The sequence below is a fragment of the Lacisediminihabitans profunda genome (genome assembly GCF_008040105.1).
Lineage (GTDB): Bacteria > Actinomycetota > Actinomycetes > Actinomycetales > Microbacteriaceae > Lacisediminihabitans > Lacisediminihabitans profunda.
In genome coordinates this window covers 228,783-253,177 of sequence record NZ_VRMG01000007.1, presented here as the reverse complement: position 1 = coordinate 253,177, position 24,395 = coordinate 228,783, and the positions used below count along the sequence as shown (strand labels likewise).

23 protein-coding genes are annotated in these 24,395 nt (G+C 65.5%); 19 read left to right on the top strand and 4 right to left on the bottom strand.

The window, feature by feature from the left end; translation table 11 throughout:
* The first annotated feature begins 35 nt into the window (after positions 1-35).
* From FVP33_RS10675 to FVP33_RS10620, 12 genes are read left to right on the top strand one after another with little or no spacing between them, the layout of a single operon-like run.
* On the top strand, positions 36-1,100 hold the full coding sequence (locus FVP33_RS10675) for a Gfo/Idh/MocA family protein (RefSeq protein ID WP_147783630.1): 1,065 nt from the start codon (positions 36-38) through the stop codon (positions 1,098-1,100).
* On the top strand, positions 1,097-2,092 hold the full coding sequence (locus FVP33_RS10670; protein ID WP_147783629.1) for an NAD-dependent epimerase/dehydratase family protein: 996 nt from the start codon (positions 1,097-1,099) through the stop codon (positions 2,090-2,092). Before FVP33_RS10675 ends, FVP33_RS10670 begins: the two co-directional genes overlap by 4 nt.
* Positions 2,089-3,246, top strand: a complete 1,158-nt coding sequence (locus FVP33_RS10665; protein WP_147783628.1) for a DegT/DnrJ/EryC1/StrS family aminotransferase — start codon at positions 2,089-2,091, stop codon at positions 3,244-3,246. Before FVP33_RS10670 ends, FVP33_RS10665 begins: the two co-directional genes overlap by 4 nt.
* Positions 3,243-3,881, top strand: coding sequence for an acetyltransferase (locus FVP33_RS10660; protein ID WP_147783627.1), 639 nt, complete (start codon positions 3,243-3,245; stop codon positions 3,879-3,881). The genes FVP33_RS10665 and FVP33_RS10660 overlap by 4 nt, the downstream gene beginning before the upstream one ends.
* Positions 3,839-4,990 carry a DegT/DnrJ/EryC1/StrS family aminotransferase gene (locus FVP33_RS10655; protein ID WP_147783626.1) on the top strand — a complete coding sequence of 384 codons (1,152 nt, stop codon included), beginning with the start codon at positions 3,839-3,841 and terminating at the stop codon, positions 4,988-4,990. The genes FVP33_RS10660 and FVP33_RS10655 overlap by 43 nt, the downstream gene beginning before the upstream one ends.
* Positions 4,991-5,006: 16 nt before the next feature.
* A complete protein-coding gene (locus FVP33_RS10650) occupies positions 5,007-6,086 on the top strand; it encodes a glycosyltransferase family 2 protein (RefSeq protein WP_147783625.1) in 1,080 nt (359 codons plus the stop codon).
* A 15-nt stretch (positions 6,087-6,101) separates the two neighbouring features.
* Positions 6,102-7,181 (top strand): glycosyltransferase family 2 protein, encoded by a 1,080-nt coding sequence (locus FVP33_RS10645; protein ID WP_147783624.1) that lies wholly within the window; start codon positions 6,102-6,104, stop codon positions 7,179-7,181.
* Entirely contained in the window at positions 7,178-8,773 is a 1,596-nt protein-coding gene (locus tag FVP33_RS10640) for a lipopolysaccharide biosynthesis protein (protein WP_147783623.1), read from the top strand. Before FVP33_RS10645 ends, FVP33_RS10640 begins: the two co-directional genes overlap by 4 nt.
* Complete coding sequence (locus FVP33_RS10635; protein ID WP_246142290.1) at positions 8,770-10,107, top strand: glycosyltransferase family 4 protein; 1,338 nt, start codon at positions 8,770-8,772, stop codon at positions 10,105-10,107. Before FVP33_RS10640 ends, FVP33_RS10635 begins: the two co-directional genes overlap by 4 nt.
* A complete protein-coding gene (locus FVP33_RS10630) occupies positions 10,104-11,675 on the top strand; it encodes an acyl-CoA ligase (AMP-forming), exosortase A system-associated (protein ID WP_147783622.1) in 1,572 nt (523 codons plus the stop codon). The genes FVP33_RS10635 and FVP33_RS10630 overlap by 4 nt, the downstream gene beginning before the upstream one ends.
* Entirely contained in the window at positions 11,672-12,898 is a 1,227-nt protein-coding gene (locus tag FVP33_RS10625) for a pyridoxal-dependent decarboxylase, exosortase A system-associated (protein ID WP_147783621.1), read from the top strand. The genes FVP33_RS10630 and FVP33_RS10625 overlap by 4 nt, the downstream gene beginning before the upstream one ends.
* A gap of 17 nt (positions 12,899-12,915) precedes the next feature.
* Positions 12,916-13,173, top strand: coding sequence for an acyl carrier protein (locus tag FVP33_RS10620; protein WP_147783620.1), 258 nt, complete (start codon positions 12,916-12,918; stop codon positions 13,171-13,173).
* Between the two features lie 16 nt (positions 13,174-13,189).
* Here FVP33_RS10620 and FVP33_RS10615 read toward each other — a convergent pair whose 3' ends face one another.
* Positions 13,190-14,056 carry a hypothetical protein gene (locus FVP33_RS10615; protein WP_222706692.1) on the bottom strand — a complete coding sequence of 289 codons (867 nt, stop codon included), beginning with the start codon at positions 14,054-14,056 and terminating at the stop codon, positions 13,190-13,192.
* A gap of 50 nt (positions 14,057-14,106) precedes the next feature.
* Between FVP33_RS10615 and FVP33_RS10610 the strand changes: the two genes are divergently transcribed.
* Both FVP33_RS10610 and FVP33_RS10605 read left to right on the top strand, forming a co-directional pair.
* A complete protein-coding gene (locus FVP33_RS10610) occupies positions 14,107-14,973 on the top strand; it encodes a glycosyltransferase family 2 protein (RefSeq protein ID WP_147783619.1) in 867 nt (288 codons plus the stop codon).
* A complete protein-coding gene (locus tag FVP33_RS10605) occupies positions 14,973-15,626 on the top strand; it encodes a polysaccharide deacetylase family protein (RefSeq protein WP_147783618.1) in 654 nt (217 codons plus the stop codon). Before FVP33_RS10610 ends, FVP33_RS10605 begins: the two co-directional genes overlap by 1 nt.
* Here FVP33_RS10605 and FVP33_RS10600 read toward each other — a convergent pair.
* Both FVP33_RS10600 and FVP33_RS10595 read right to left on the bottom strand, forming a co-directional pair.
* Positions 15,595-16,998, bottom strand: a complete 1,404-nt coding sequence (locus FVP33_RS10600) for a glycosyltransferase family 4 protein (protein ID WP_147783617.1) — start codon at positions 16,996-16,998, stop codon at positions 15,595-15,597. The genes FVP33_RS10605 and FVP33_RS10600 overlap by 32 nt on opposite strands.
* Before the next feature lies 1 nt (position 16,999).
* Entirely contained in the window at positions 17,000-18,199 is a 1,200-nt protein-coding gene (locus FVP33_RS10595; protein ID WP_147783616.1) for a glycosyltransferase, read from the bottom strand.
* A 323-nt stretch (positions 18,200-18,522) separates the two neighbouring features.
* On the opposite strand from FVP33_RS10595, the gene FVP33_RS10590 reads away from it, so the two are divergent.
* The 5 genes from FVP33_RS10590 to FVP33_RS10570 all read left to right on the top strand — a co-directional run bounded on the left by FVP33_RS10590 (position 18,523) and on the right by FVP33_RS10570 (position 23,374).
* Positions 18,523-20,004, top strand: a complete 1,482-nt coding sequence (locus FVP33_RS10590; RefSeq protein WP_147783615.1) for a DUF4082 domain-containing protein — start codon at positions 18,523-18,525, stop codon at positions 20,002-20,004.
* Positions 20,005-20,078: 74 nt separating this feature from the next.
* On the top strand, positions 20,079-20,318 hold the full coding sequence (locus FVP33_RS10585) for a hypothetical protein (RefSeq protein WP_147783614.1): 240 nt from the start codon (positions 20,079-20,081) through the stop codon (positions 20,316-20,318).
* Between the two features lie 295 nt (positions 20,319-20,613).
* Positions 20,614-21,282: a hypothetical protein gene (locus FVP33_RS10580; protein WP_147783613.1), complete on the top strand. Its 669-nt coding sequence runs from the start codon at positions 20,614-20,616 to the stop codon at positions 21,280-21,282.
* On the top strand, positions 21,279-22,034 hold the full coding sequence (locus tag FVP33_RS10575; protein ID WP_147783612.1) for a YveK family protein: 756 nt from the start codon (positions 21,279-21,281) through the stop codon (positions 22,032-22,034). The genes FVP33_RS10580 and FVP33_RS10575 overlap by 4 nt, the downstream gene beginning before the upstream one ends.
* Before the next feature lie 98 nt (positions 22,035-22,132).
* Complete coding sequence (locus tag FVP33_RS10570; RefSeq protein WP_187270670.1) at positions 22,133-23,374, top strand: O-antigen ligase family protein; 1,242 nt, start codon at positions 22,133-22,135, stop codon at positions 23,372-23,374.
* On the opposite strand, the gene FVP33_RS10565 is transcribed toward FVP33_RS10570, so the two are convergent.
* Positions 23,346-24,290 (bottom strand): glycosyltransferase family 2 protein, encoded by a 945-nt coding sequence (locus FVP33_RS10565; protein ID WP_147783610.1) that lies wholly within the window; start codon positions 24,288-24,290, stop codon positions 23,346-23,348. The genes FVP33_RS10570 and FVP33_RS10565 overlap by 29 nt on opposite strands.
* Positions 24,291-24,395 lie beyond the last annotated feature (105 nt).

Genomic DNA, 24,395 nt, shown 5'->3' with positions numbered 1-24,395 from the left:
TCGTTCCCGAAAGCGAACTCATGAAGGGGGATGTAATGAACGCGAAATTGCGTGTCGCCGTGGTCGGCGCCGGATATTGGGGCCCGAACCTCGCGCGCAACTTCAGCACCAGCCAGGAATGGAGCCTCGCAGCCATCTGCGACCTCGATCGTGACCGGGCGCAGTCGCTCGCCGACAGGGTCGGCCGCGTGGACGTGCACACGGATCTCGACGAGCTCCTCGCGCGCGACGACATCGACGCGGTGGCAGTGGCCACGCCGGCGCGCACCCACCACCCGGTGGTGCTCGCGGCGCTGCGGGCCGGCAAACACGTGCTCGTGGAGAAGCCGCTCGCCGACAGCCGCGACCGAGCACTGGAAATGGTGCGGGAGGCCGCGTCCCGAGGCCTCATCCTCATGGCCGACCACACCTACTGCTACACGCCGGCCGTGCTGAAGATTCGCCAGCTCATCGCCGAGGGAGCGCTGGGCGACCTGCTCTTCATCGATTCCGTTCGCATCAACCTTGGACTCATCCAGCCCGACGTGGACGTTCTCTGGGATCTCGCCCCGCATGACCTCTCGATCATCGATTTCGTGGTGCCGGGTGGGCTCAGGCCTGCCACCGTCTCTGCCCAGGGCGCGGACCCACTCGGTGCAGGCCGCGCGTGCGTCGGCTACCTCACCTTCCCCCTCCCGAACGGAGCGATCGCCCACGTGCATGTCAACTGGCTCAGCCCCACCAAGATCCGTCGCATGGTCATCGGCGGCACCGTGCGCACCCTGGTCTGGGACGACCTCAACCCGCAACAGCGCTTGAGCGTCTACGACCGTGGAGTCGACCTCGACCAGCAATCAGTGGATGAGGTGGATCGCCGGTCGTCGACGATCTCCTATCGACTGGGCGACACCTGGTCGCCGGCGCTTCCCGAGCACGAGGCGCTCGGCCTCATGGCGACGGAGTTCGCGACGAGCATTTGGGAGAAACGGCCCGCTCGCACAGACGGCGAGGCCGGCCTGCGGGTGCTCTCCGTTCTCGAGGCCGCAACGAGGAGCCTCGAGCACGCCGGCACGATGTGCGGTGTCGAGGCCTACGAATCCCTCGCGGGGGTGTCCCGGTGACCGCGCTGCAGGGGGCGAACGTGCTCGTGACCGGCGGGGCGGGGACCATCGGGTCGACGCTCGTCGACCAGCTCGTCGCCGCGGGCGTCGGCCATGTCGATGTGCTCGACAACTTCGTGCGGGGCCGTGTGGCGAATCTCTCCGAAGCACTCGAATCGGGAATCGTGCGCGTGGTCGACGGGGACATCCGTGACCGGGATCTGGTGCACGACGTGACCCGTGGAAAAGACCTCGTCTTCCACCAGGCAGCGATCCGCATCACCCAGTGCGCCGAGGAGCCCCGGCTTGCGCTCGAGGTGCTTGTCGACGGGACCTTCAACGTGCTGGAGGCGGCGACCGAGCACGGTGTGGACAAACTCATCTCGGCGTCGAGTGCCTCCGTCTACGGCATGGCCGAGCAGTTCCCCACGACCGAGCGTCACCATCACCACAACAACGACACCTTCTACGGTGCGGCCAAGTCCTTCAATGAGGGGATGATCCGCAGTTTCCGCGCCATGAACGACCTGGACTACGTGGCGCTGCGGTACTTCAATGTCTACGGACCCCGCATGGACGTGCACGGCCTCTACACCGAGGTTCTGGTGCGTTGGATGGAGCGCATCGTGGACGGTCAGCCGCCGCTCATCTTCGGTGACGGCAGCCAGACCATGGACTTCGTCTACACGACGGACATCGCGCGCGCGAACATCCTCGCGGCAGCGAGCGATATTCGAGACGGCGTGTACAACATCGCGAGTGGCACAGAGACGAGCCTCCTGCAACTCGCCCAGGCCCTCCTGCGTGCCATGGATTCCGACCTGGCCGTCGAGCACGGCCCGGAACGCGCGGTGAACGGTGTCGTCAGGCGGCTCGCCGACACGACAGCGGCCCGCACCGACCTGGGCTTCGAGGCGAGCGTCGCCCTCGAGGACGGCCTTCGCGAACTCGTCGCCTGGTGGCGACCACTTCGCGAAGAGATCGCGGCCGGCCGCACGGAGGTGCGCGCATGAGTCGCATCAACGTGATGAAGCCGTGGCTCGGCACCGAGGAGGCGGATGCCGTCGCCGAGGTGATCGCCTCCGGCTGGGTGGCGCAGGGCCCGCGGGTCGCCGCGTTCGAAACCGCGTTCGCCGAGGCGATGCAGGCCGAGCACGCAGTCGCCACGTCGAACTGCACGACGGCGCTGCACCTCGCCCTCGTGGTCGGGGGGATCGCCGCGGGTGACGATGTGGTCGTCCCCTCGTTCTCGTTCATCGCCACGGCGAACGCGCCGACCTACCTGAACGCCCGCCCGGTGTTCGCCGACGTCGACCCGACGACGGGCAACCTCACCGCGGAGACCGTGCTGGCCGCACTTACCGAGAAGACTCGTGCCGTGATCGTCGTCGACCAGGGCGGCATGCCAGTGGACCTCGACAGCATCCGCGCCGTGACCGACCCCCGCGGCATCCTGGTCATCGAGGATGCCGCCTGCGGCGCGGGGTCGACGTACAAGGGACGCCCGGTCGGTGCCGGGGCCGACATCGCGGCCTGGTCGTTCCACCCGCGCAAGCTTCTGACGACCGGTGAGGGCGGGATGCTGACCACCTCGAACGCCGAGTGGGCCGCTCGTGCGCGCCGCCTCCGAGAGCACGCCATGAGCGTCTCGGCCGCCGATCGCGCCGCCAGCGTGATCGCGCCGCCGGAGGTCTACGACGAGGTGGGCTACAACTACCGGATGACCGACATGCAGGCCGCCGTCGGCATCGTTCAGCTTGGCCGCCTGCCCGAGATCGTGGCGCGCCGCCGCGAGATCGCCGCGGAGTACGCGGAGCGCCTCGCCGGCATCCCCGGACTGCGCATCGTCGCCGACCCGGAGTACGGCACGTCGAACTTCCAGTCACTGTGGGTCGAGGTGGGGGAGGGCTTCCCCCTCACGCGCGAGCAGCTTCTCGAGGCGCTCGCCGCCGCCGACGTCTCCGCGCGACGCGGGATCATGGCGGCGCACCGCCAACCCGCCTATGCCGATCGCGACACCGGCTCGGCACCGCTGCCCGTCACCGAGCACCTGACCGACAACACCCTCATCCTTCCGGTGTTCCACCAGCTGACCGAGGCCGAGCTCACGCAGGTCGTCGACGCGCTCCTCGGGGCGGTGAACGGCTCTGCGGGGGCTGCGGCATGAGCCGTCCCGTCCTGCTCATCGCGGCCAGCGGTCTGGCCCGCGAGGTGCTGCCGGTCCTGCGCGAGTCCGGGAAGGACGTCCTCGGATTCCTCGATGATCGGCACGAGGAGCTGCCGCGCACCATCGGCGGTGCGCCCGTGCTCGGCGGCATCGACGACATCCCGCTCTATCCGGATGCAGACGTCCTCGTCTGCGTCGGCTCGGGTCTCGGACGTGAGAGCGTGGTTGCGAGACTCGGTGCGCTCGGCGTCGACGCGTCACGCTACGCCACGGTCATCGATCCGTCGGTCCGCAACCCCGGGGCCTGCGCGGTCGGGGCGGGCTCGATCCTGCTCGCCCACGTGGTGATCACCGCGGATGCCGTGATCGGATCCCACGTCGTCGCGATGCCGCGGGTCACCATCACGCACGACTGCCTGATCGACGACTTCGCCACCTTCGCGGCCGGGGTCGCCCTGGGCGGGGGAGTCCGGATCGGGCGCGGTGCCTACCTGGGGATGAACGCCTCGGTGCGCCAAGGCCTCTCCATCGGAGCCGGCGTCACCGTCGGGATGGGCGCGGTCGTCCTCAGCGACATCCACGATTCAGAGACATGGGCCGGCGTCCCCGCTCGTCCGTTGGGAGTGACGGCGTGAGCGTTCCATTCCTGGACCTGGCCGCGCAGAGCGCCGAGATCGCCGAGGAGGTGCTGCCCGTGTGGCAGCGGCTGTTCGAGAGCGCAGGATTTATCGGCGGCAGCGAGATCGGTGCCTTCGAACAGGAGTACGCCGAGTACATCGGGGTCGAGCACGTGATCGGCGTCTCGAACGGGACGGATGCGCTCGAGCTCGCCTACCGTGCGGTTGGTGTGGGGCCCGGTGACGAGGTCATCATGCCGGCGAACACCTTCATCGCCACGGCCGAGGCCGTTTCGCGCATCGGCGCCGTGCCGGTCTTCGTGGATGTCGACGTCGAGCACCTGCTCATCGATCCCGACGCGGTCGAGGCCGCCATCACCGAGCGGACGCGGGTCATCGCGCCGGTGCACCTTTTCGGGCAGACCGCGCCGGTCGAGCTCATCCTTCCGATCGCCGAGAAGCACGGGCTGGTCGTCGTCGAGGATGCCGCGCAGTCGCAGGGCGCGTCGTCCTCCGCCGGTCGCGCCGGAGCCTTGGCGCGCGTGGCGGCGACGAGCTTCTACCCCGGCAAGAACCTCGGCGCGGCCGGTGACGCGGGTGCCGTGATGACGAATGACGCGGACATCGCCGCGTTCATCCGCAACGTGGCCGCGCACGGCAGCTCGGTGAAGTACGTGCACGATCAGATCGGGATGAACGCCCGGCTCGACGCGATCCAGGCTCCCGTCCTGCGGGCGAAGCTCGCGCGGCTCGAGGGATGGAATGCGGCCCGCCGCGCGGCTGCCGACCGCTACGCCGAGCTCCTCGCCGACATCGAAGGCGTCCGTCTGCCCAGTGTGCGGCCGGGCAACACCGACGTCTGGCACCTGTACGTCGTCCGGGTCGAGGACCGCGAGCGCGTGATGGTCGAGCTGTCCGCAGCGGGCGTCGGATCCGGCATCCACTACCCGACGCCGGTGCATCTCACCGAGGCGTACGCCGGGCTCGGCTATCGGCGTGGCCAGTTCCCGGTCACCGAGGCCGCAGCCGACCGCATCCTTTCTCTGCCGATGTTCCCGCACCTGACCTACGCCCAGCAGGAGAGCGTTGCCGAGGCCTTGCACTCCGCGGTCGCGTCGACGTCGTGATCGGTCGCGGACGCGCATGCAGACTCTAGAACACCTCGCCCTCGCCACGCGGCCTCTGGTGACGGTCGTGATTCCGTGCTACAACTACGGTCACTTCCTGCCCGCCGCGGTCGCCTCGGCGCTGGATCAGGAGGGCGTCGACGTGGAAGTCATCATCGTCGACGATGCCTCGCCGGATGGCAGTGCCGAGGTGGCGCGCGGGCTGGCGGACCGTGATTCTCGGGTGCGCCTGATCGCGCACGCGAGCAACAAGCGCCACATCCTGACCTACAACGACGGCCTCGCCGAGGCGGCGGGCGACTACGTCATCCTGCTCTCCGCCGATGACCTGCTGACGAAGAACTCGATCACGAGGGCCGTGGCGCTGATGGAGCGGCATCCCGAAGTCGGACTCGTCTACGGCCCCGTCGTCGTGTTCGGCGAGACCGTCCCCGAGGTCGAGGTCCCCGATGGGTCGGCTTGGGTCCTCTGGCAGGGGGGCGACTGGGCACGCCGCGTGTTCGGCTTCGGCGCCAACGTCATCCGCTCGCCGGAGGCGATCGTGCGCGGCAGCGTCTTACGCCAGGTAGGGCTGTACGACCCCGATCACCCGCATGCCGGAGACCTGCAGATGTGGCTCAGGGTCGCGGCCGTCTCGGACGTCGGGTACCTCCCGGGCACCGTGCAGGCGTTCTATCGACAGCACGATCAGAACATGCACAGCTCGGTCTTCGGCTCGGACCAGGCGCGCGGCATGATCACCGACCTCGAACACCGTCTCGACGCCTTCACCTCGGCGTCGAAGTCGTTCCCGAACGCCCAGGAACTCGTCACGATGATCCAACACGCGGAGGCCGTCGAGGCGATGGATCTGGCGTCTCGTGCCTACGTGTGGGGTCTCACCGGAACGTGGCCCGTGCCCGAGCTGCTGGGGTTCGCGCGCAACTGCGATCCCGCGATCGATCGAAGCCGCGCCGGGCGCGCCTATCGGCGTCGACGCAGGCTCGGTGTTCGGCTGTCCCGGAGGAACCCGTTCTTCGTCGCCCGCGAGAAGATGCTGACCCTGCGGAACTCCGCGGCATGGCGACATGCCACCGAGGTCGGGCTGCCGGGATGAGCGGAGAGGAGAACGATGTCGACGTCTGATACCGGCGCGGAAACGACCGAGATCGCGGAGAATGCGAACCACTCGCTTCCGCGTGTCTCGGTGGTCATCCCGTGTCACAACTACGCCCAGTACCTCAGCGAAGCCGTCGACTCCGCGCTCTCCCAGACCGGGGTCATCGTCGACGTCACGATCGTCGACGACGCATCGACCGATGGCAGTCTGAGGATCGCCCGGGAGTGGGAATCCCAGGATCCTCGCGTCCGAGTCGTCGCGCACGAGACGAACAAGGGCCACATCATCACCTTCAACGACGCCTTGGAGAGTGCGACCGCCCCTTACGTCGTGAAGCTCGATCCGGACGACATCCTGCCGGATGGCGCCCTCCGTCGATCGGCGGAGGTGCTCGACGCGCACCCCGACGTTGCGTTCGTCTACGGGCCGGTGGTGAACTTCAACGGCGCGGTGCCGACCCACCCGACGGCGGTCGGACGACGTCGGCTTAAGGTGTGGCCCGGCGGACGCTGGATCGAGCTCCGGGTCAAGCGGGTCGAGAACGTCATCTCGCAGCCGGAGGTGATGATCCGCACCTCGGCCCTGGCCGTGTCGGGCGGGCATCGGGCTGACCTGCCGGCGGCGAGCGACTTCAACCTGTGGCTGCGATTGGCGTCACTTGGATCGGTGGCGCGGATCGGTGGCGTGGTGCAGGGCCTCTACCGCGTGCATTCGCTCAGCATGCAACACACGATCCATGCCGGGAAGATCGTCGATTTTCACGCGAGGCGCTCGGCGTTCGACGCGTTCTTCAGCGAAGCGGGGGGCCGCGTCGCTGGCGTGGAGAGCTTGCGGCGTGCCAATCGTCGCGCCCTGGCGAGCGACGCCGTCCGACGCGCGTTCGAGGAGCTGGAAGACGGCAGATCGGCTCAGGAGTTCCTCGACGAGGCGGTCGACCTTCGCCCCGACATCGCGCGGACGTCGAGCTGGAAGAACAGCTACAAGCGCACCGCCGGTCTCCCGTTCAACGGCCTTGCGGTGCGTGTGGAACGACTGCGACGCGACCTGAGCGGACGGATCAGGTGGCGCATCTGGCGCCGATACGGACTATGACGGGCAGATCTTCGGAGGGGCCTGAGCCGACCCTCGAGTCGCTGGCGAGCGAGTGGTCTCCACCGAGCGCCATTCCGACCGCGGAGCCGCTCGCCTCGCCGGCGGCGAACAGCACGGTCGGAGGCCGAGCCGCCTCGGGGGTGTTCTGGCTCACCGCGCAGAAGTGGGCGACCCGCCTTCTCGGCTTCGTCACGATCGCGGTGCTGACTCGCCTGCTGAGCCCGCAGGACTTCGGCACGGTGGCGGCAGCGTCGACGATCCTGCCGTTCTTCTACCTGCTGGCAGACCTGGGGTTTGCCGCGTACATCGTGCAGGTGGCCAAGGTCGACCAGCGGATGCTCAGCACCGCGTTCTGGTTCTCGTTGAGTGCCGGAGTGGTGCTCTGCGCGGCGCTGGTCGCCATTGCGCCACTGATGGGAGTGATCTTCGGCGACCCCGGAGTCGTTCCGGTGCTGCAGGCGCTGGCCCTGTGGGTGATCTTCACGGCGTTCGGCTCCGCGCCGATGGCCATCCTCCGGCGGGACATGCGCTTCGCCGTCCTCGCAGGACAGGGCGCGATCGCCGCGGTGATCGCCCAGGTCGCCGCGATGGTGCTGGCCTTCAGCGGCTTCGGGGTGTGGGCCCTCGTCGGCCAGAGCCTCATCGCCCCCGTGATCACCTCGATCCTGGCGTGGATCAGCACCCGCTGGCATCCGAATCTGGAGTTCTCGCGGAGCGAGTTCGCGATAATGACGCGGTTCGGCGGGCAGGTTCTGGGGGTCGAGTTCGTCGCGATGCTCCGGGCATCCGGCGAGGCGGCCGTGATCTCGTCCACCCTCGGACTCGCGGCACTCGGCTACATGAACATCGCGCAGCGCCTGGTCCAAGTCGTTCAGGAGCTCACCGGAAGCGCGATCGTGCCGGTGACGACGGTCGCGTTCGCCAGGATCCGGGAGGATGCGGAACGCCTGCTCAACGCGTACTTGCGCGCCTTGCGCCTGTCATATGCCGTGCTGTCGCTTCCGCTCACCATCGTCGCGGTGGCGGCTCCGCTGATGATTCCGATCGTGTTCGGCAAGGGATGGGAAGCGACCTACACCGTCGCGCAGATCCTGGCCCTCGCGGGCCTCCTCACCGTCGGAGCGTCGCTCGATCACGGTCTGTTCTACGGCATCGGCAAGCCGGGCGGGTGGTTCGTGTACGCGCTCATCATCGACGCGATAACGTTCGGCACGACCGCGGTCCTCGCCCACATCGGGCTGATCTTCGTCGCATGGGGCTTCCTCGGGGTGTGCGTGCTCGCGACGATCAGCCGGTGGTTCCTCGTGGCGAGGATCCTGTCATCCCGGGTCCGCGTTGTGGCCGGTCCGTTCATGTTCGTCCTCGCTGCCGCGCTGACGTCCGGCGCCGCGGGCTGGGGTGTCATGCTCCTCACGCAGGGGATGCCCCGAGTGGTTTCGATCATTCTGATCGCGGTGGGTGTGACGATCGTGCACCTCACGGCGACCCGCCTTCTCGCACCGACGGTGCTCTCGGAAGGACTCGCCTTGCTGGCCCGCTCCAAGTGGGGGAGTCGAATTCCGATCCTCCGAAGCCGAAGGGGGAAACCGTGACCCGAGGAATGTCCACCGCGCCGCACGTGCTGATCATCGTGCAGAACCTCCCGGTCCCTCTAGACCGTCGCGTCTGGTTGGAGTGCCAGGCGCTCCTGGCGCGCGGCTACCGCGTCAGCGTGATCTGCCCGAAGGGCCCCGGTGATCCGGCCCGTCAGCACATCGACGGCGTCGACATCTACAAGTACACGCCAGCCCCCGAAGCGGAAGGACTGCTCGGCTTCGTCTGGGAGTTCGCGTACAGCTGGGTGCGTACCGCGTGGCTGTCGCTGGCGGCCTGGCGCCACCGCCCCTTCGACATCATCCAGGCCTGCAACCCGCCGGACACGTTCTGGTTTCTGGCGCTCCTCTGGAGGATCCGGGGCGTGAAGTTCATCTTCGACCACCACGACCTCAATCCCGAGTTGTTCCTCTCGAGGTTCGGCGAGCCGACGGAATTCGGGCAGCGACTCCAGTACCGAGGACTGAGCTGGCTGGAGCGGCGGTCGTTCCGCACCGCCCAACGGATCACGTCGACGAACGAGTCGTACAAGGCGGTGGCCGTGCGTCGTGGAGGGAGGCGGCCCGACGAGGTGACCGTGGTGCGCAGCGGGCCGGATACCAAGCAGATGCGCCCGATCTATCCGGCGAATCCTCGCCCGGCTGACGGGATAAATCTCACCTACCTCGGCATCATGGGTCCGCAGGATGGAGTCGATCAGGTCTTGCTCGTGATGGACGAACTCGTCCACCGGCGCGGTCTCACTCAGGTGACGGCGACTCTGCTCGGTTTCGGGGATTGCCTCGAAGACCTCAGGAAGCAATCGACGGCGCTCGGTCTCGACGATCACGTGACCTTCACGGGACGCGTCGACCGGGTCGCGATCGCGGAGCACCTCAGTCGCGCCGACATCGGCCTGTGCCCGGATCTGAAGACGCCGCTCAACGATCTCTCCACCATGAACAAGACCATGGAGTACATGTCCTACGGGCTCCCCGCCGTGTCCTTCGACCTCGTGGAGACCCGCGTCTCCGGCGGGGACACGCTGCTGTACGTGCCGTCCGGCGACATCGCCGCCTTCGCGGACGCGGTGGAGAAGCTGATCGACGACCCGACCCTCCGCGTGGCCCTCGGCGAGAAGGCACGCGAGCGGGTCTCGACGCAGCTCGACTGGCGTCCGCAGGCGGAGGCCTATGTCGCCGTGTTCGACGAGGTCTCCGGATTCAGTCAGCCAGGACCTGCCGTCCCGGATGACGGGACGAAGCCCGAGTGCGACGCGCAGGGGCGACGATACGTCGACCTCGACGACGCCGTGGAGTTCGCGCGCTTTCTTCGTGAGCGGAGGGCCCCGTGATCCCGATCCGCGTCAACGTCCATGACCTCCTGTCGCAGGCCGCGGCCGCCGCGCCAGGCTCGCCGGCGCTCAGCTACAAGAAGGAGACGGTGGCCTATGAGGCGCTCTGGCGCGCCGCGCGTGCTGCCGCCGTCCAGTTGCAGGAGCTCGGTCTCCAGCGCGGTGACCGGGTGGCGATCTATCTCGAGAAGCGCATCGAAGTGGTGGTCGCCATGTTCGCGACATCCGCGGCGGGGGGCGTGTTCGTCCCGATCAATCACGTTCTCAAGCCGGCGCAGCTCGGGCATATCGTGAATGACAGCGCCGCGCGATTCCTGGTGACCTCGGCGGACCGGCTCGCTCAGCTGACCGCCGTCCTCGCCGACGGATCGGTGGAGCACGTCTTGCTGGTCGGCGCGGAGGGGGCAGACACCACTGGGTACCGGGTGTCGCCGCTGCGCGGCCCGGGGTCGGCGGATTCCACCGCCGAGCCAGCCGAGGCCGGCGCCATCGACATCGACCCGGCCGCGATCCTCTACACCTCGGGCAGCACCGGAAAGCCCAAGGGCGTCGTGCTGAGCCATCGCAACCTCATCGTCGGTGCCGAGAGCGTGAGCAGCTACCTGCACAACACGAGCGACGACGTCATCCTGAGCGTCCTGCCGCTGAGCTTCGACGCGGGGCTGAGCCAGGTGACGACCGCGTTCGCCGTCGGCGCCCACTGCGTTCTGATGAACTACCTGCTGCCTCGGGATGTACCGAGACTGTGCGCGCAGCACGGGGTGACCGGCATCACGGGGGTGCCTCCGCTCTGGCTTCAGATCGTGGACGTGGACTGGCCCGAGGAGGTCGCCGCGCGCGTGCGCTACTGGGCGAACACGGGGGGCCGGATGCCGCGCACGGTGCTCGACCGACTTCGCAGCGTCTTCACGAAGGCCGACCCGTACCTGATGTACGGACTGACCGAGGCATTCCGTTCCACCTACCTCGACCCGAGCGAAGTCGACCGTCACCCCGATTCGATCGGCAAGGCGATCCCCAATGCGGAAATCCTCGTGCTGCGTCCCGATGGCACGCGCTGCGAGCCCGGCGAGGAGGGCGAACTCGTCCATCGCGGGGCGCTCGTCGCGCTCGGGTACTGGAACGACCCGGAGCGCACAGCCGAGAGGTACCGTCCTGTGCATCATCCCGGTCAGCCGTGGCGCGCCCCGGAACTGGCCGTCTGGTCGGGTGACACCGTCGTCGCCGACGAGGAGGGTTTCCTCTACTTCGTCGGCCGCACCGACGACATGATCAAGACCTCGGGGTACCGCGTGAGTCCGAGCGAGATCGAAGAGGCGGCGTACGCGACCGGTGTTGTGCGGGATGCCGTTGCGCTCGGCATCGAGGAAGTCGGGATCGGGCACCGCGTGGTCCTGTTCGCGACGGCGACGGACGGCGAGCTCGACACGACAGTACTGCTCGGTGCCCTCCGTCAGGTGCTGCCGCTCTACATGGTGCCGTCGCAGATCCACGCCCGCGACGAGTTGCCACGTTCACCGAACGGCAAGTTCGACCGGAATCTCTTGAAGGCACAGGTATCGGTATGAAGCCCCACGAGCACGCAGCCGCGTTCGGCACGTTGGATGGTGAACTCCGCCTCGGTGGAATGCCGCTGTCGAGACTGGCGGCGCGGGTGGGATCGACCCCATTCTTCGCTTACGACCGCGGCATCCTCGACGCCCGTGTCGATCTCCTGCGTGCCGCGCTCCCCTCTCGGGTGGAGCTCAGCTACGCGATGAAGGCCAACCCGATGCCCGCAGTGGTGCAGCACCTCGCCACGCGCGTCGATCGCATCGACGTTGCATCGGCCCTGGAAATGCAGGCGGCACTGGACAGCACCATCCGACCCGAACGGGTGAGTTTCGCCGGCCCAGGGAAGGCGCCGGCAGAGATCCGCCAAGCCGTCGCTGCGGGGATCATCGTCGAAGTCGAATCCACCACGGAGATCAAGCGGGTGATCGCCGCGGGCGACGAACTCGGCGTCACACCCCGGATCGCGATCCGGGTCAATCCAGACTTCGCGGTCAAGGGCTCGGGCATGCGCATGGGCGGTGGTCCGCAGCAGTTCGGGATCGACGCAGAGCAAGTCCCCGATGTTCTGAAGCACTACGCCTCAGCGGGACTCGACATCCTGGGCTTCCACATCTTCGCGGGATCGCAGAATCTCAACGCGGAGATCATCGCCGAAGCGCAGCGACGCACGGTCGATCTGGTGAGCGAGCTCGCCGAGTACCTGCCCACGCCGGTGCGCTATCTGAACCTCGGGGGTGGCTTCGGCATCCCGTACACGGAGAAGGACCGGCCGTTGGATCTCGAGGCCGTGGCCGCCGGTCTCCACGCGCTCATCGACGGCCCGATCGCTGAACGGCTTCCCGAGGCCACCCCGGTGGTCGAACTTGGCCGCTATCTCGTGGGGGAGTGCGGTGTCTACGTGACCCGGGTGTTGGATCGCAAGGTCTCGCGCGGGAAGACCTACCTGGTCGTGGATGGCGGGATGCACCATCAGTTGGCCGCCTCCGGGAACTTCGGCCAGGCGATCCGGCGCAACTATCCTCTAATCGTGGGCAACCGCGCGGACACTCCCGTCGACGAGAACGCGACTGTCGTCGGCTGCCTCTGCACGCCGCTCGACCTGCTTGGCGACGACGTCGAGCTGCCACTGGCAGAGATCGACGACCTGATCGTCATCTTCCAACAGGGGGCGTATGGTTTGACCGCCAGCCCGACAGCCTTCCTCGGGCACCCTGCACCCGCAGAGGTGCTCGTTTGATATCGAACGGAGCAGCCATGACCGAAACCCTAGATGCCGTCCGAAGCGTGCTGATCGAGACACTCGAGCTCACGCAACAGCCGACGGAACTCAACCGTGATACCCCGTTGTTCGGAGCCCTTCCCGAGCTCGATTCGTTCGGGGTCGTCCAACTGGTCACCGAGCTCGAGGAGCGCTTCGACATCACGATCGATGACGACGAGTTCGGTGCCGACCTGTTCGAGACGGTCGGTACGCTGACGGACTTCGTCGATTCCAAACTCGCTTCGGTCTAGCCGGCTCGTGCTCGCCTCACCACGCCACAAGCGTGAGTTCGCTGTACAGGTAGTCGACGTCCTCGGCCCGCATGCCGTTCCCTCGGAACATCTTGTTCCGCGGGTTGCTCAACTCGGTGCCGAGTCCTCGGGAGAACCCGAGAACCCGGTGTTCGGCGAGCGTGAACGGGAGTCCTTTGCCCAGGAGGTGGGATCGGATCGCCCCCCACGCGGACTCGATGCATGCCGCCGAGCCGCCGACGAAAAGAGGCGTGGCGAACAGTCGAAGTCCCTTTCGACGATCGCGTCGAAACATCAGATATCCGTATTCTCCGAGCCCCTCGACAAGCAGATGTTCGACGGCTGCCGCGCCCCGGTGATCGCGGTACACCTCCGCATCACGATCGACCAGAACACGCTCCAGGTCGTCGGGCGCGCTCGTCAGCCGAAGGCCGCGCGGGGAGAAGTGGGGGAGGTTGACCACGAGGCGAGTGGCGGTGTCGACGCGATGAAAGCCCAATCGCTCGTTCATCGCGACGACGTTCCCGCTGGGGGACAGGTCGGTGAAGACGAATCCCGGTTGTTTGAGAAGGGCGCGAATGAGTCTGAGGCTGTGCGCGCGATAGGGCTCGAGCACGCAGAATGCCGCGAGGTTGCAGACGTCGATCGTGGCCCCATCGATGTCGCGCTGCGAGTACACCGCGGCGTACACACCGACGATGGTTCCGTCGTCGGTGACGAGCTGGAATCCATGATTCGGGCCGGTCTGCTTCCACGGCGGGAGAATGAGCTGCCTCCACGCTGCGCTCGACACGCGAGTGTCGAGGTGCTCGTGCAGGAATTCACTGACCGCGATGGAGTCTTCCGAGTGAATCGGATGCGTCGAGACGCCGGAGTTCGACATGACCACAGCCTAGGGGGACAGCGGGCCGGCACCGGAGTCGGGAGGCCCGGATGACGAGCGTCATCATCGCGGCCCACAATGAGGAGGGCGTGATCCGCGCGTGCCTCGATGCGCTGTCGGTGCAGACGGGAATCGATGGTCCGCTCGACATCGTGGTGAGCGCCAATGCCTGTACGGATGCCACCGTCGACATCGCCCGCGCCGGCGGGGCCACCGTCGTCGATCGGCCGCTCAGCGGCAAGGCCGCCGCGCTCAATGCGGGCGAGCACGTGGCGCACGGGTTTCCCCGCATCTATCTCGACGCGGACATAGTTGTGCCGCAGAATGCGATTGCGGAGCTCGTCGCGGCGCTCGCCCGGCCCGGGGGCGTTCTCGCTGCGGTTCCGCGACGGAAATTGAACACGCGGGGACGGCCCTGGCTTGTGCGCGCGTACTTCTCCATCAACGAGCGACTTCCTGCCTTCACCGACGGTCTGTTCGGTCGCGGCATTATCGCCCTGTCCTCTGAGGGGCGGGCCAGGTTCGAGCAGTTTCCCGAGTTGGTCGCGGACGATCTCTTCCTCGATTCACTGTTCTCGGTCGAGGAGAAGGTGACCGTGCCAACGCTGGAGGTCGTGGTCGAGGCGCCGTTCACCACCGCTGATTTGATGCGTCGGCTCGTTCGCGTTCGCCGAGGCAACAGCGAGATGCGTGAGGCCGCACGAGCAGGAGAGGTCGAGTCGTCGGTGCGCACCTCCGACAAGCGTGCCTGGCTCCGGGTCGTGGCACGGGAGCCGCGTCTGATCGTCGCGGCGATCCCTTATGTCGCGATAACGCTGGTCGCCTCGCGGCGAGCTCGTCGGACTGCATCGAGTGTCGACTGGGGTCGGGACGAGAGCACGCGCGAACGCTCGACAGCGTCGGGAGAGGACAACTGATGATTACAAATCTCTGCTTCCACGGGATCGGCGTGTGCACACAGGAACGCGAGGCCGGCGAGGCGAGATACTGGGTCTCCGCCGACGCGTTCCACGGCATTCTCGACGAGACGCTCGATCGCCCGGACGTGAAGATCAGTTTCGACGACGGCAATCGATCCGACGTGGCTATCGCGCTTCCGGCACTCCAGGAGCGGAATCTGAGCGCGACGTTCTTCGCGCTCGCGGGGCGACTGGACGATCCGTCCAGCCTGAGTCCGGCCGACCTGCGCACTCTCCGAGCACACGGGATGGCCGTCGGCAGCCATGGATGGTCGCACATCCCGTGGCGGGGTCTTTCTCCGGCCGATGCGCGCCGCGAGTTGATCGAAGCTCGCGAGGCACTCGTCGAGGCCAGCGGCGGAGAAATTGCAGACGCGGCGTTGCCGCTTGGCCGCTACGACCGAAAACTTCTCTCGCAATTACGAGGGGCGGCCTATCGCACGGTGTTCACGAGCGATCGGTTTCGGGCCCGCCCCAACGCCTGGCTGCAGGCACGTTATAGCGTCACCTCGTTGGACACGGCGGACTCGATTCGCAACCTATTGACGCGCCCCACCTCAGTTTCCGAGGTGCGCATGGTCACGGCGAGCCTGGTGAAGAGGATGCGTTAGCGTGCGTCTGCACGGCATCGCGCAAAACTCTGGCGTGAGCGTGCAGCATGTCGGCCACACCTCCCGCCGAGCGAGGCGACAGGGGAAGAGCTGACTCTCTTACTCGTGAAGCGACGCTGATCACAGCGGCTTCGAGGGCTTGTGCCCCTGGCTGGTTGCGAATTCGTCTGCGTGCCGTGCGCACGAGCTTGTCGCTGATCCCGGCAGCCTCACCGGCCGGGTTGGGGGTCATGATCGAGAACTCAGAATCGCGAGACACGAGTTCCGTCGCGCCGCCTGCTTCGCTCAAGATCAGAGGGAGCCCCGCCGCCGATGCCTCCGTTGCGGCGACCGGCCACCCCTCGAAGAACGAGTTGAGCAAGAACGCATCACCGGCGGTGAGCAGAGTCACAGCGTCAGAGTTGCCGAGGAAGTGGATGCGGCGCGGTCCGTGAGTCTGGTCGCGCAATGCCTGCGCGCGACGCAGCTCTGCCCAGTCGGATGGATCGCCCGCGAAGATCAAATGGATGTCGTCGCACTGCCGCGACGCACGAGCAAATGCAACGGTCGTGCCGGCGATGTTCTTCTGTGAGTCGTACCGGGCGAGGCAGACGAAGAGCACCTCGCGGTCAATGGTCACGCCGATAGCACGAGATACTGCGGAACGCGCCTCCTGTCGACCCTCCGCCGTCGCGGACGAGAGCGATGGTGCTCCGTTCGGAACGACCGTAATCCGCCGCGCGAGTTCGGGCGACAAGTGGCGCATGTGATATTCGCGCACCGTTTCACTCACCGCGACGCCGACGGCCGAATTCTCCAGCAGTGTCGTGAACGACATCCATTTTCGCGCGGTGTAGTGGATCTCCGTGTTGTGCATGACCGTCACCATCGGAAGGCCCGTCGCCATCCCGGCCCGCTCGAGGTAGTCGGGCGCGCTGTGCAATTGAAGAACTCCCGCGCCTGAACTGGACAGCGCGGCATGTGCCGAAGCGCTGTCGGTGACGGATCGGACATCGATACCGAGTCGGCGAAGCCTCTGTGCCCGCTCGCCGTCGCCCTGGCAGACGACGACGGGGCGCACACCCTCGGTCTCGAAGTTGGTTGCCAGCATTTCGACCACCGCGCCGATACCGCCCACGTCCAAGTGGTCGGCAAGAATTGCGCACGTGACATCGGGACTTGGTGAGGGGCGAGCCTCGCCCGAGGCGACCGTGCGCGAGACGGCGCGGTCAACGGCGGGAAGCGATCCCGAGAACAGCGAGCGCGCTATCCGATGAGCGTAGCCATAGCGCAACCGCGGAGGGAGGAGGTCGGTCAGTGTGACGACGGTGCCGAAGAACAGAGCGCCGAAGGATGACGCCCGAAAATGAGGCCTTCCTTCTGAGCGTTTCACCTCAATCTGTCCACGCGCTGATCCAGCGTCCCGGCATCACGCCCGCAAACGGCCGACTCCGGGCCGTTGCCCAGAGGGGTGCGAGCGCCTTCGATTCGATTCCAACCAAGACCCACAATCCCGTGTCGCGCCAGAGCCCGATCGTGTGCGGAGTGTCTCGAGAAATGCGCAGCTGCAGGAGGTCGTGACGATGCAATCCCGAGACGAGGACAGCCTCGTCCGCGGAACGCTCCTCGACGAACTTCCGCGCGCCGGAAATCGTGGCGGCGTTCACCTCGTAACCCCGGTCAAATCGCACAAGCCCATCCACCGAGGTTTCCGGTGCCGATGCGACGTCAACCACTCGCAGGCCGCGCTTCTGGCCGCGCCGCACCGCCTCGTCGACCACAAGCCGGATGTCCGCGAGCACTATCGGCCTTCGTGTTTGGCGACCGAGCGCGAGCGCCTCCCAGGACTCCCCCCACCAGATTGCAGCACCGCGGGCACGACGTAAAGTGCGGTTCAGTCCGCCCGGGCCGTCGCCTTTGTACACCGTGCCGCACGTGGTGCGAAGGGGGAGCAGTTCGGGGTAGTACTCGCCGACCTTCCGATGGGCGAGATCCAGACGATCGAGATTGGTGGTCAAGCTGTTGTGGGTGAGCCCCAGATCCATCGCTGTCGCACGCATCCCTGCCCGGCGGACACGAGCGCAGTACTCAACTCCGTACGCGTGCCACGCGAGAAAGGGGTCTTCGCTGAGAGGGCTGCTGAGCACGAGTTCCCGCCGAATCATGAACAACACCTCGTCCACACTGTCGACGTCGCGTGGAACCGATGCGGACTCACCGATTTGAACCACGCGGTCGCGCATGCGCCCGACGATGTGGCGTCGATGATCGATTCCGACGGCGCCGATGATGCCGATCTCACATTGACCAACGAGGATGCCTGCTGCACGCTCCAACTCGGCTATCGAGTGCAAAACGACGTCCTGGTGGACGAAGATGATGACCGCGTTACGCGCGAGGCGCGCCCCATGATTGAGCGCGGCTCCCGCGGTAGAGAACTCGCCATCTCGGTTGTCCACGGGCAGGAATTCGGTCTGTGGGGCGTCGCCGATGCCTGCCATTACCGAGCGGGCGAGACAGCTCTCGAGAACATCCGGATCGTTGAAGACACACACGATCGAGACTGGAATTCTCGAATCGGTTGATGCATTCATTGCCCCGGACCTCTCCGCGACTCTCTCGATGAGAGGAACGCACGAACCGTCGACCGCACCGGCGAATGGCGGACCGCGGTGCAGCCACCGAGCAAGATTCTAGCGGGCAGTGATGTCTTGGCTGAAGTCGACCACGGGGATTCCGAGGTGGCGAAGGCTCGATATTCGCGCCGGAACCGCCAGCGATCTCTCAGGGACAGGAGGTGGGGTGTGTAGTATGGTCGGTCAGAACCGGACGCTCCCCCTCGTCTTCCCCTCATCGGTCAGAACCAGACGCTCCCCCTGGTCGGTCAGAACCGGACGCTCCCCCTCAAGGACATTACATGCGAAACTCATTCAGACTGGTTAAAACGCGCCAACAAAGTGCCATTGCTATCGTCGTTGCGCTGATGCTTGCGCTGGTCGGCGCGGTCGTCTTCATAACTGCGAGCGCGTCAGCCGCTTCCCCCACGACGATCTGGGGAAAATCGAAACCGGTCGCCGTCTCGCTGGACCACGACAAAAGCGGGGCGGAACTGGGAACCACCTTCACCCCCGCGACCGATGGCCGCGTGACGGCGATTCGGTTCTACAAATTGGTCGGTCAGACCGGCACACACACGGGTTCTCTCTGGGCGCCAAATGGCACCCGACTGGCAATGGTTACCTTCAAGAACGAGAGTTCGGCCGGATGGCAGACGGCATCGCTGAAAAATCCGGTGGCATTGAAGTCGGGAACCCACTACACCGTGTCGTACCGGGTGACTGCCGGAGGTCGTTATGCGACAACGGCCAACTTCACGGGAAAGTCGGAGTCGTCGGTCCTGAAAGTGTCCCAGCGAGACTCAGGCGTCTACTCGTACGGTGCGGCGAGCACGTACCCCCGCTCTAAATGGCACTCGAGTCAGTACTGGGCAGATGTGACCTTCGTTCCGGGTGGATCGGGCGGGTATTCACAGCCTGCGCCGCCGAAGAGTGCGACGCCATTGCCATCGTCAACGAGCACGCCGACTCCGACGCCGACTCCGACTCCGGTTCCGGTTCCCGTTCCCGTTCCGACTCCGGTTCCGGTTCCGGTTCGGGCTTCGGTTCCCGTTCCGGTTCCGGCTCCGGCTCCGGCGCCCGTAACTGGGTGGCCTGATGCCTCTAATACCGGGTATCTCGGAAGTACAGCGGACCTAGTAGCGAAGAGTATCCCTAGCATTACCTCGGCGGGTACGGTAATCGACCATGTGAACCTTAGCGGCGACACTTTCGTAAATGCGCCTGATGTCGTTATCAAAAACAGTGTTGTTCACGGCGGCAACTGGGGAATCGAAGTCGGTCCCAATGCGACCAACCTGATCGTGCAGGATACGACTTTCCTCGGTGGAGACAACTCCGCGATCATGGATGACGGTTATGCCAATAACGTCAGCTATGTTCGTGTGAACATCTCAGGTTCTACAGATGGTATGAAGCTCAGCGGTGCAAGTCGACTGATTCAGGATTCGTTCATCCACGGACTCTCGCAAACCTCTACCTCCCATAACGATGGGATTCAGGCATACGACGGCAGCAACTGGAAGTTCATCCATAACTACATCACGACCCCGGACACTGGATGTATCAGCATGTTCGAGGGGCAGGGTAACTGGGATGCGGTGCTGATCCGGAACAACAGATTCGTCGGCGGTGGCTACCCGTTGTATCTAGGCGGATCGACTGCGAAGAATGTTCAGGTGACAGATAACGTCATCTCCAATTGGGTGTATGGACCCTACACCGATCAGGGCACTGCGGCATGGAGTGGCAACACAGACGCAGCAGGCAAGCCGATCAACTGAGGGTGAAAAGTTGGACCCCCTGGAGAGATCCGGGGGGTCCATTTTTCGTGGCGATCCTGACGGCGTGCCTGTTGGTGCTTACTGGCATCCTGGGCAGCGCGGCGATCAGTCATGGGCGGGTTGTCTCCGGTGTCTACGATCAACGCGAAGACGGGGCCACAGGCTCCGACTCCGACTCCGACGTCGACTCCCACATCGCCTACGCCATCCACGCCGGCAACCCCGCAGCCACCAGCGTCTTCCACTGGATTCCCCACGCGAGCGAGTGCAGGGTTGCCCAGTGGGTGGCAACCGACGCAGCAGGTAACCGGTGATTTCTATGTGCGGCAGGCGGACGCTGTGATTCAGGAAATGCGGATCACGGACGGCACTGTCATCACGGCAGCTGGGTCTACGCACCGGTCGACGTGAACTGTTCGGTCGTCTCGCTTTGCCAGGCCCAAGTCGTAGGCTAGATGGAAACGGACAGCCGGTTCGCACTGGCTCAACGATCGAATGCGCAGGCCAAGGAAACTAATCAGCCCAGCACGGCGTCGCGGAGCAGGTTCGCGCCGTGGAGGGTGAATCCGGGCACGCCCGCTATTCTCGTTTTGAGCGGGGGTGACTACGATGACGGCACGCGAATTGGTCGATGCTCTGATGCGTCGATGGTACGTGGTCACCGTTGCGTTGCTCATCGCTGTCGTCGGAAGTTACATTCTTCAGCGCGGACAAGGCGTGTACACGACCGAGACGGTGGTTTCCTTTCTGCTTCCGAACCAGAAAGCCCTTTCGCCCAACAACGGTCTGAAGGATGCGAATCTGATCGCCTTCGCCGGGCTCGTCGCTCGCAAGGTGAACAACGGCCAGACTCCGGCGATCTATTCCGTTTACGACGCGCCCCTCTATGGGGCTGGTGTCAGGCAGGGCGTGGCCGTCTCGATACCGAATGGCGGGAATCAGTTCGCGACGAGCTACCAACGCGCTGAGGTCGTGCTGCAGATCGTCGGCCCGTCTGAGCGGTGGGTTGCACGGGTGCAGAGCAAGTTGCTGTCTCAGGTCGTTCAGATCACGAACGCGCAACAGGCGTCGGTTGCCTCGGAGACGGCCCGCATTCACGCATCTCCAGAGTCCTCGACGAAGAAGATTTCTCGTGTCGCCCCTTCCCGCACGTTAGCGATCTCGGCGTCGATCGCGCTCCTCATCGCGGCGCTCTTGGTCGGAGGGTGGGCAGCAGTCATCGTGGATCGCACGAGACGCAGATTGAAGATCACAGCGAACGAAGGGCCGGAACGATGAATCTTGCGGATACTCTGCGAGGTCTTTGGCGACGGTGGTACATCGTCATCCCGGGGCTGATACTCACAATTGTCGTCGCTCTCGCGGCCTGGCAGGCGATTAAGCCCGAATACCAGCGAACCGGAACTCAACTCCTGTTGCCCGGGACGGCGAGCATCCCCGAAGCAGGCAATCCGTACCTCTACCTGGGCGGGCTTTCGCAGGCGTCCGATGTTCTGGTCACCGCTATGTCGTCGGACTTCGAGCAAAACTCCCTCCTGGCCGGCCATGCGGGCGCCCAGATCACAATCGAGCGGGATCCTTTGACGTCCGGCCCGCAGATCCTCACGACCGTTACCGCGCGTAGTGATGCCGAGGCGGGTGAGATCCTGGACGCCGCCATTGTCAGAACGACACAGATGCTCGACAGTCTGCAGGACGTCGATGGGATCACCGCCGGGAATCGGATTGGAATCAAAACGATCACGGTCGACAACCAAAGCACCCCGATTCAGAAGACGAGAGTGCTGAGTGCCGCGGGGGTGGCGCTGGTCGCGTTGTTGCTCACGCTCATCGTGGCGGGTCTCGTCGAGGGACTGAGCACTCGCAAGCGACGACGTCGTTGGACTGACGCGGCCACACCTGAGCTGGAGGACGAGCAATCCCCGGCCCAGGACGATGTGGTCGCTTTGCCGTCTGAAAGTCATATTGGTCGCCGGGTGCCGACGCGCCCGCTCGCGCGACAACGGCGAGCTCTTCGTCGAAATCGGTGACCGTGGCGAGCGATCCCCGGGCAACTGAGCGACTCCCTGCCGCGATGCAGCAGGGTTCGCCCAAGTGGCGCGGACTGCACGCCGTGTCCATGCTCACCGTGTACCTGTTCCTGCTGCTCGCGATCCCGTCGAGTGTAACAATCACTGCGCTCGGATCCTTGGGCCGTCCATCGATGATCTGGGGCATCCTGATGGTCCTGTGGTGGGTCATCGCAAAACTCCAGAGTCGTGATGCCGGCCTGTACCCTGTGCGTCAGCCAGTTCGTTTCACCTTCATCGTCTTCATCATCGTCGCTTTGATCAGTTTCGCGGTGGCAATGTTCCGGGGCCAGCCAGCCGACCAGATCAGCCCGGCATTCACCGCCCTCGTTCGGATGCTGTCGTGGTCGGGGGTGCTCCTGATCTCCATCGATGGAATTGGCGCCAAGGGTGATCTCGAGCGAATCGTGCGACGCATCGGCATCGGTGCGGGCCTGCTGGCCGCATTCGGCATCGCGCAGTTCGTCACGAAGACTTCGCTCCTTGACTTCTTCAGCTCGATTCCGGGCATCACGATGTCGTTTGTGGAGGTGGCTGAACGTGGCGGAGTCTCTCGTGTTCCCGGAACCGCGATCCATCCGCTCGAATATGCGACCGTCCTCAATGCTGCCCTTCCGCTCGTCATCGCCGCCGCGGTTAGCCACGGGCTGCGCTGGAACCTGAGGAAGGGCAAGTATGGTTGGTGGATTCCGGCCGCATTGATCTCGCTGTCCGCGTTGATCGGAGTGTCGCGCTCGGCCATCATCGGGTTCGGCGTCGCCGCGCTGACCATGATCCCCGTACTTCCGCGACGACATCGCGCTCTCGTGATCGTCGGGGGCCTCGCGCTGGCGTTTGTCGCCGTCGCCGCGATTCCGGGCCTGTTGGCGACGACAGTGAATCTGTTCGCCGGCGCGTCAAACGATCCCAGCACGCAGTCCCGCACGGGTGGCCTTGCCCGAGCCCCGGAGTTCATCAGTGCCTCGCCCCTGGTGGGTGTCGGTTTCGGTACGTTCTTGCCCCGCTACTACATCTTTGACAACGCGTGGGTCCTGGTTGCCATCGAGCTCGGAGTGCTAGGTGTCGTCGCCTTCGGCTCCATCTTTCTGGCGGCGATCTGGAGCGGCATCACGGCCCGGTACCGGTCAAACGATCCGGGAATCAGTCTTCTTGGGTACGCACTCGCCGCTTCGGTGGTGAACATCGCCGTCCTGTTCGCCTTCTTCGACGGTCTGTCGTTCCCGCAGTCGGGTGGAATGTTCTTCCTGATCGCAGGCCTCTGCGGGGCGACCCTCAAGATCGGTCGGGCGCAGGAAGCTTGACGTCGGCAAGCCACTGCGGGCCGCGATGCTGGCGGAGCCGTGCCGGTCGAATGAGATCGCGCAGCGCTGCTCTGCTCGTGCGCTTCCCGAGCAATGACCGGCTCCCTTCACGAATGATTGTCGCGCACCAGAAGCCGACGGTCGAGGCTCTGCCGTGGGTTGCGCGGAAGAGCTTGACCCGATTGGCGACAAGCAGCGACCATTGCCGGGGATTGTCGGCCGAGCCTCCCTCGAGATGCTGAGCGGTCGCACGCGGCTGGTACCACACCACCCTGCCGAAGTCTCGAACCCTGAGGTCGTACTCGGTCTCCTCGGAGTAGAGGAAGTACGACTCGTCCCACGTGCCACAGGCGTTCCAACAATCGGAGCTGATCAACTGGGTTGACCCCTCGGCCCAATCCGTCGAGTGCTCGGTCTCATACGCTTTCGAGTCGCTGACGATCTCCCCGAGCCGGGGGAACCGACCGGCGCGTCCGGCGCCGAGCAACGCGTCTCCCCAGGCGCGCAGCACGGTCGGTGCCCGACGCAGTGACGAGATCCGTGCCCCCTCGGCATCCGTCAATCGCGGAACGACGATGCCGATGGCGGGCGTCAGTGTTTCGACCAAGGCCAGTACGCATCCCGGATCGAGGCGGACATCTGCGTTCAGGATCAGATAGGCGTCGTGCGGCCCGGCCGCACGCACCGCTGCATTGACTCCCGCCGCGTATCCGAGGTTTTGCTCGTTGCGGACCACTGTGGCGTGGGGCGCATGGCGTTCCAGTTCGGACAGCGTGCCGTCGGCCGAAGCATTGTCGGCAACGACCAGAGACCAGTCGACCCCCGCAGCTCCACGCTCGAGTGAGCCGACAAGATCCGCGATGAGGGGTGCGCTGTTGTAAGTGACAACACAGATCGCCACCCGAGGTGTGGTCATCACGTCTCCCTGGATCGAGCGCGGCCGCCGGGTGGGCGGTGTCCCCACACACGAGTCAGACTAACGGCATTCATTCTCAGAGACATCGTCACCTCGATGATCGCG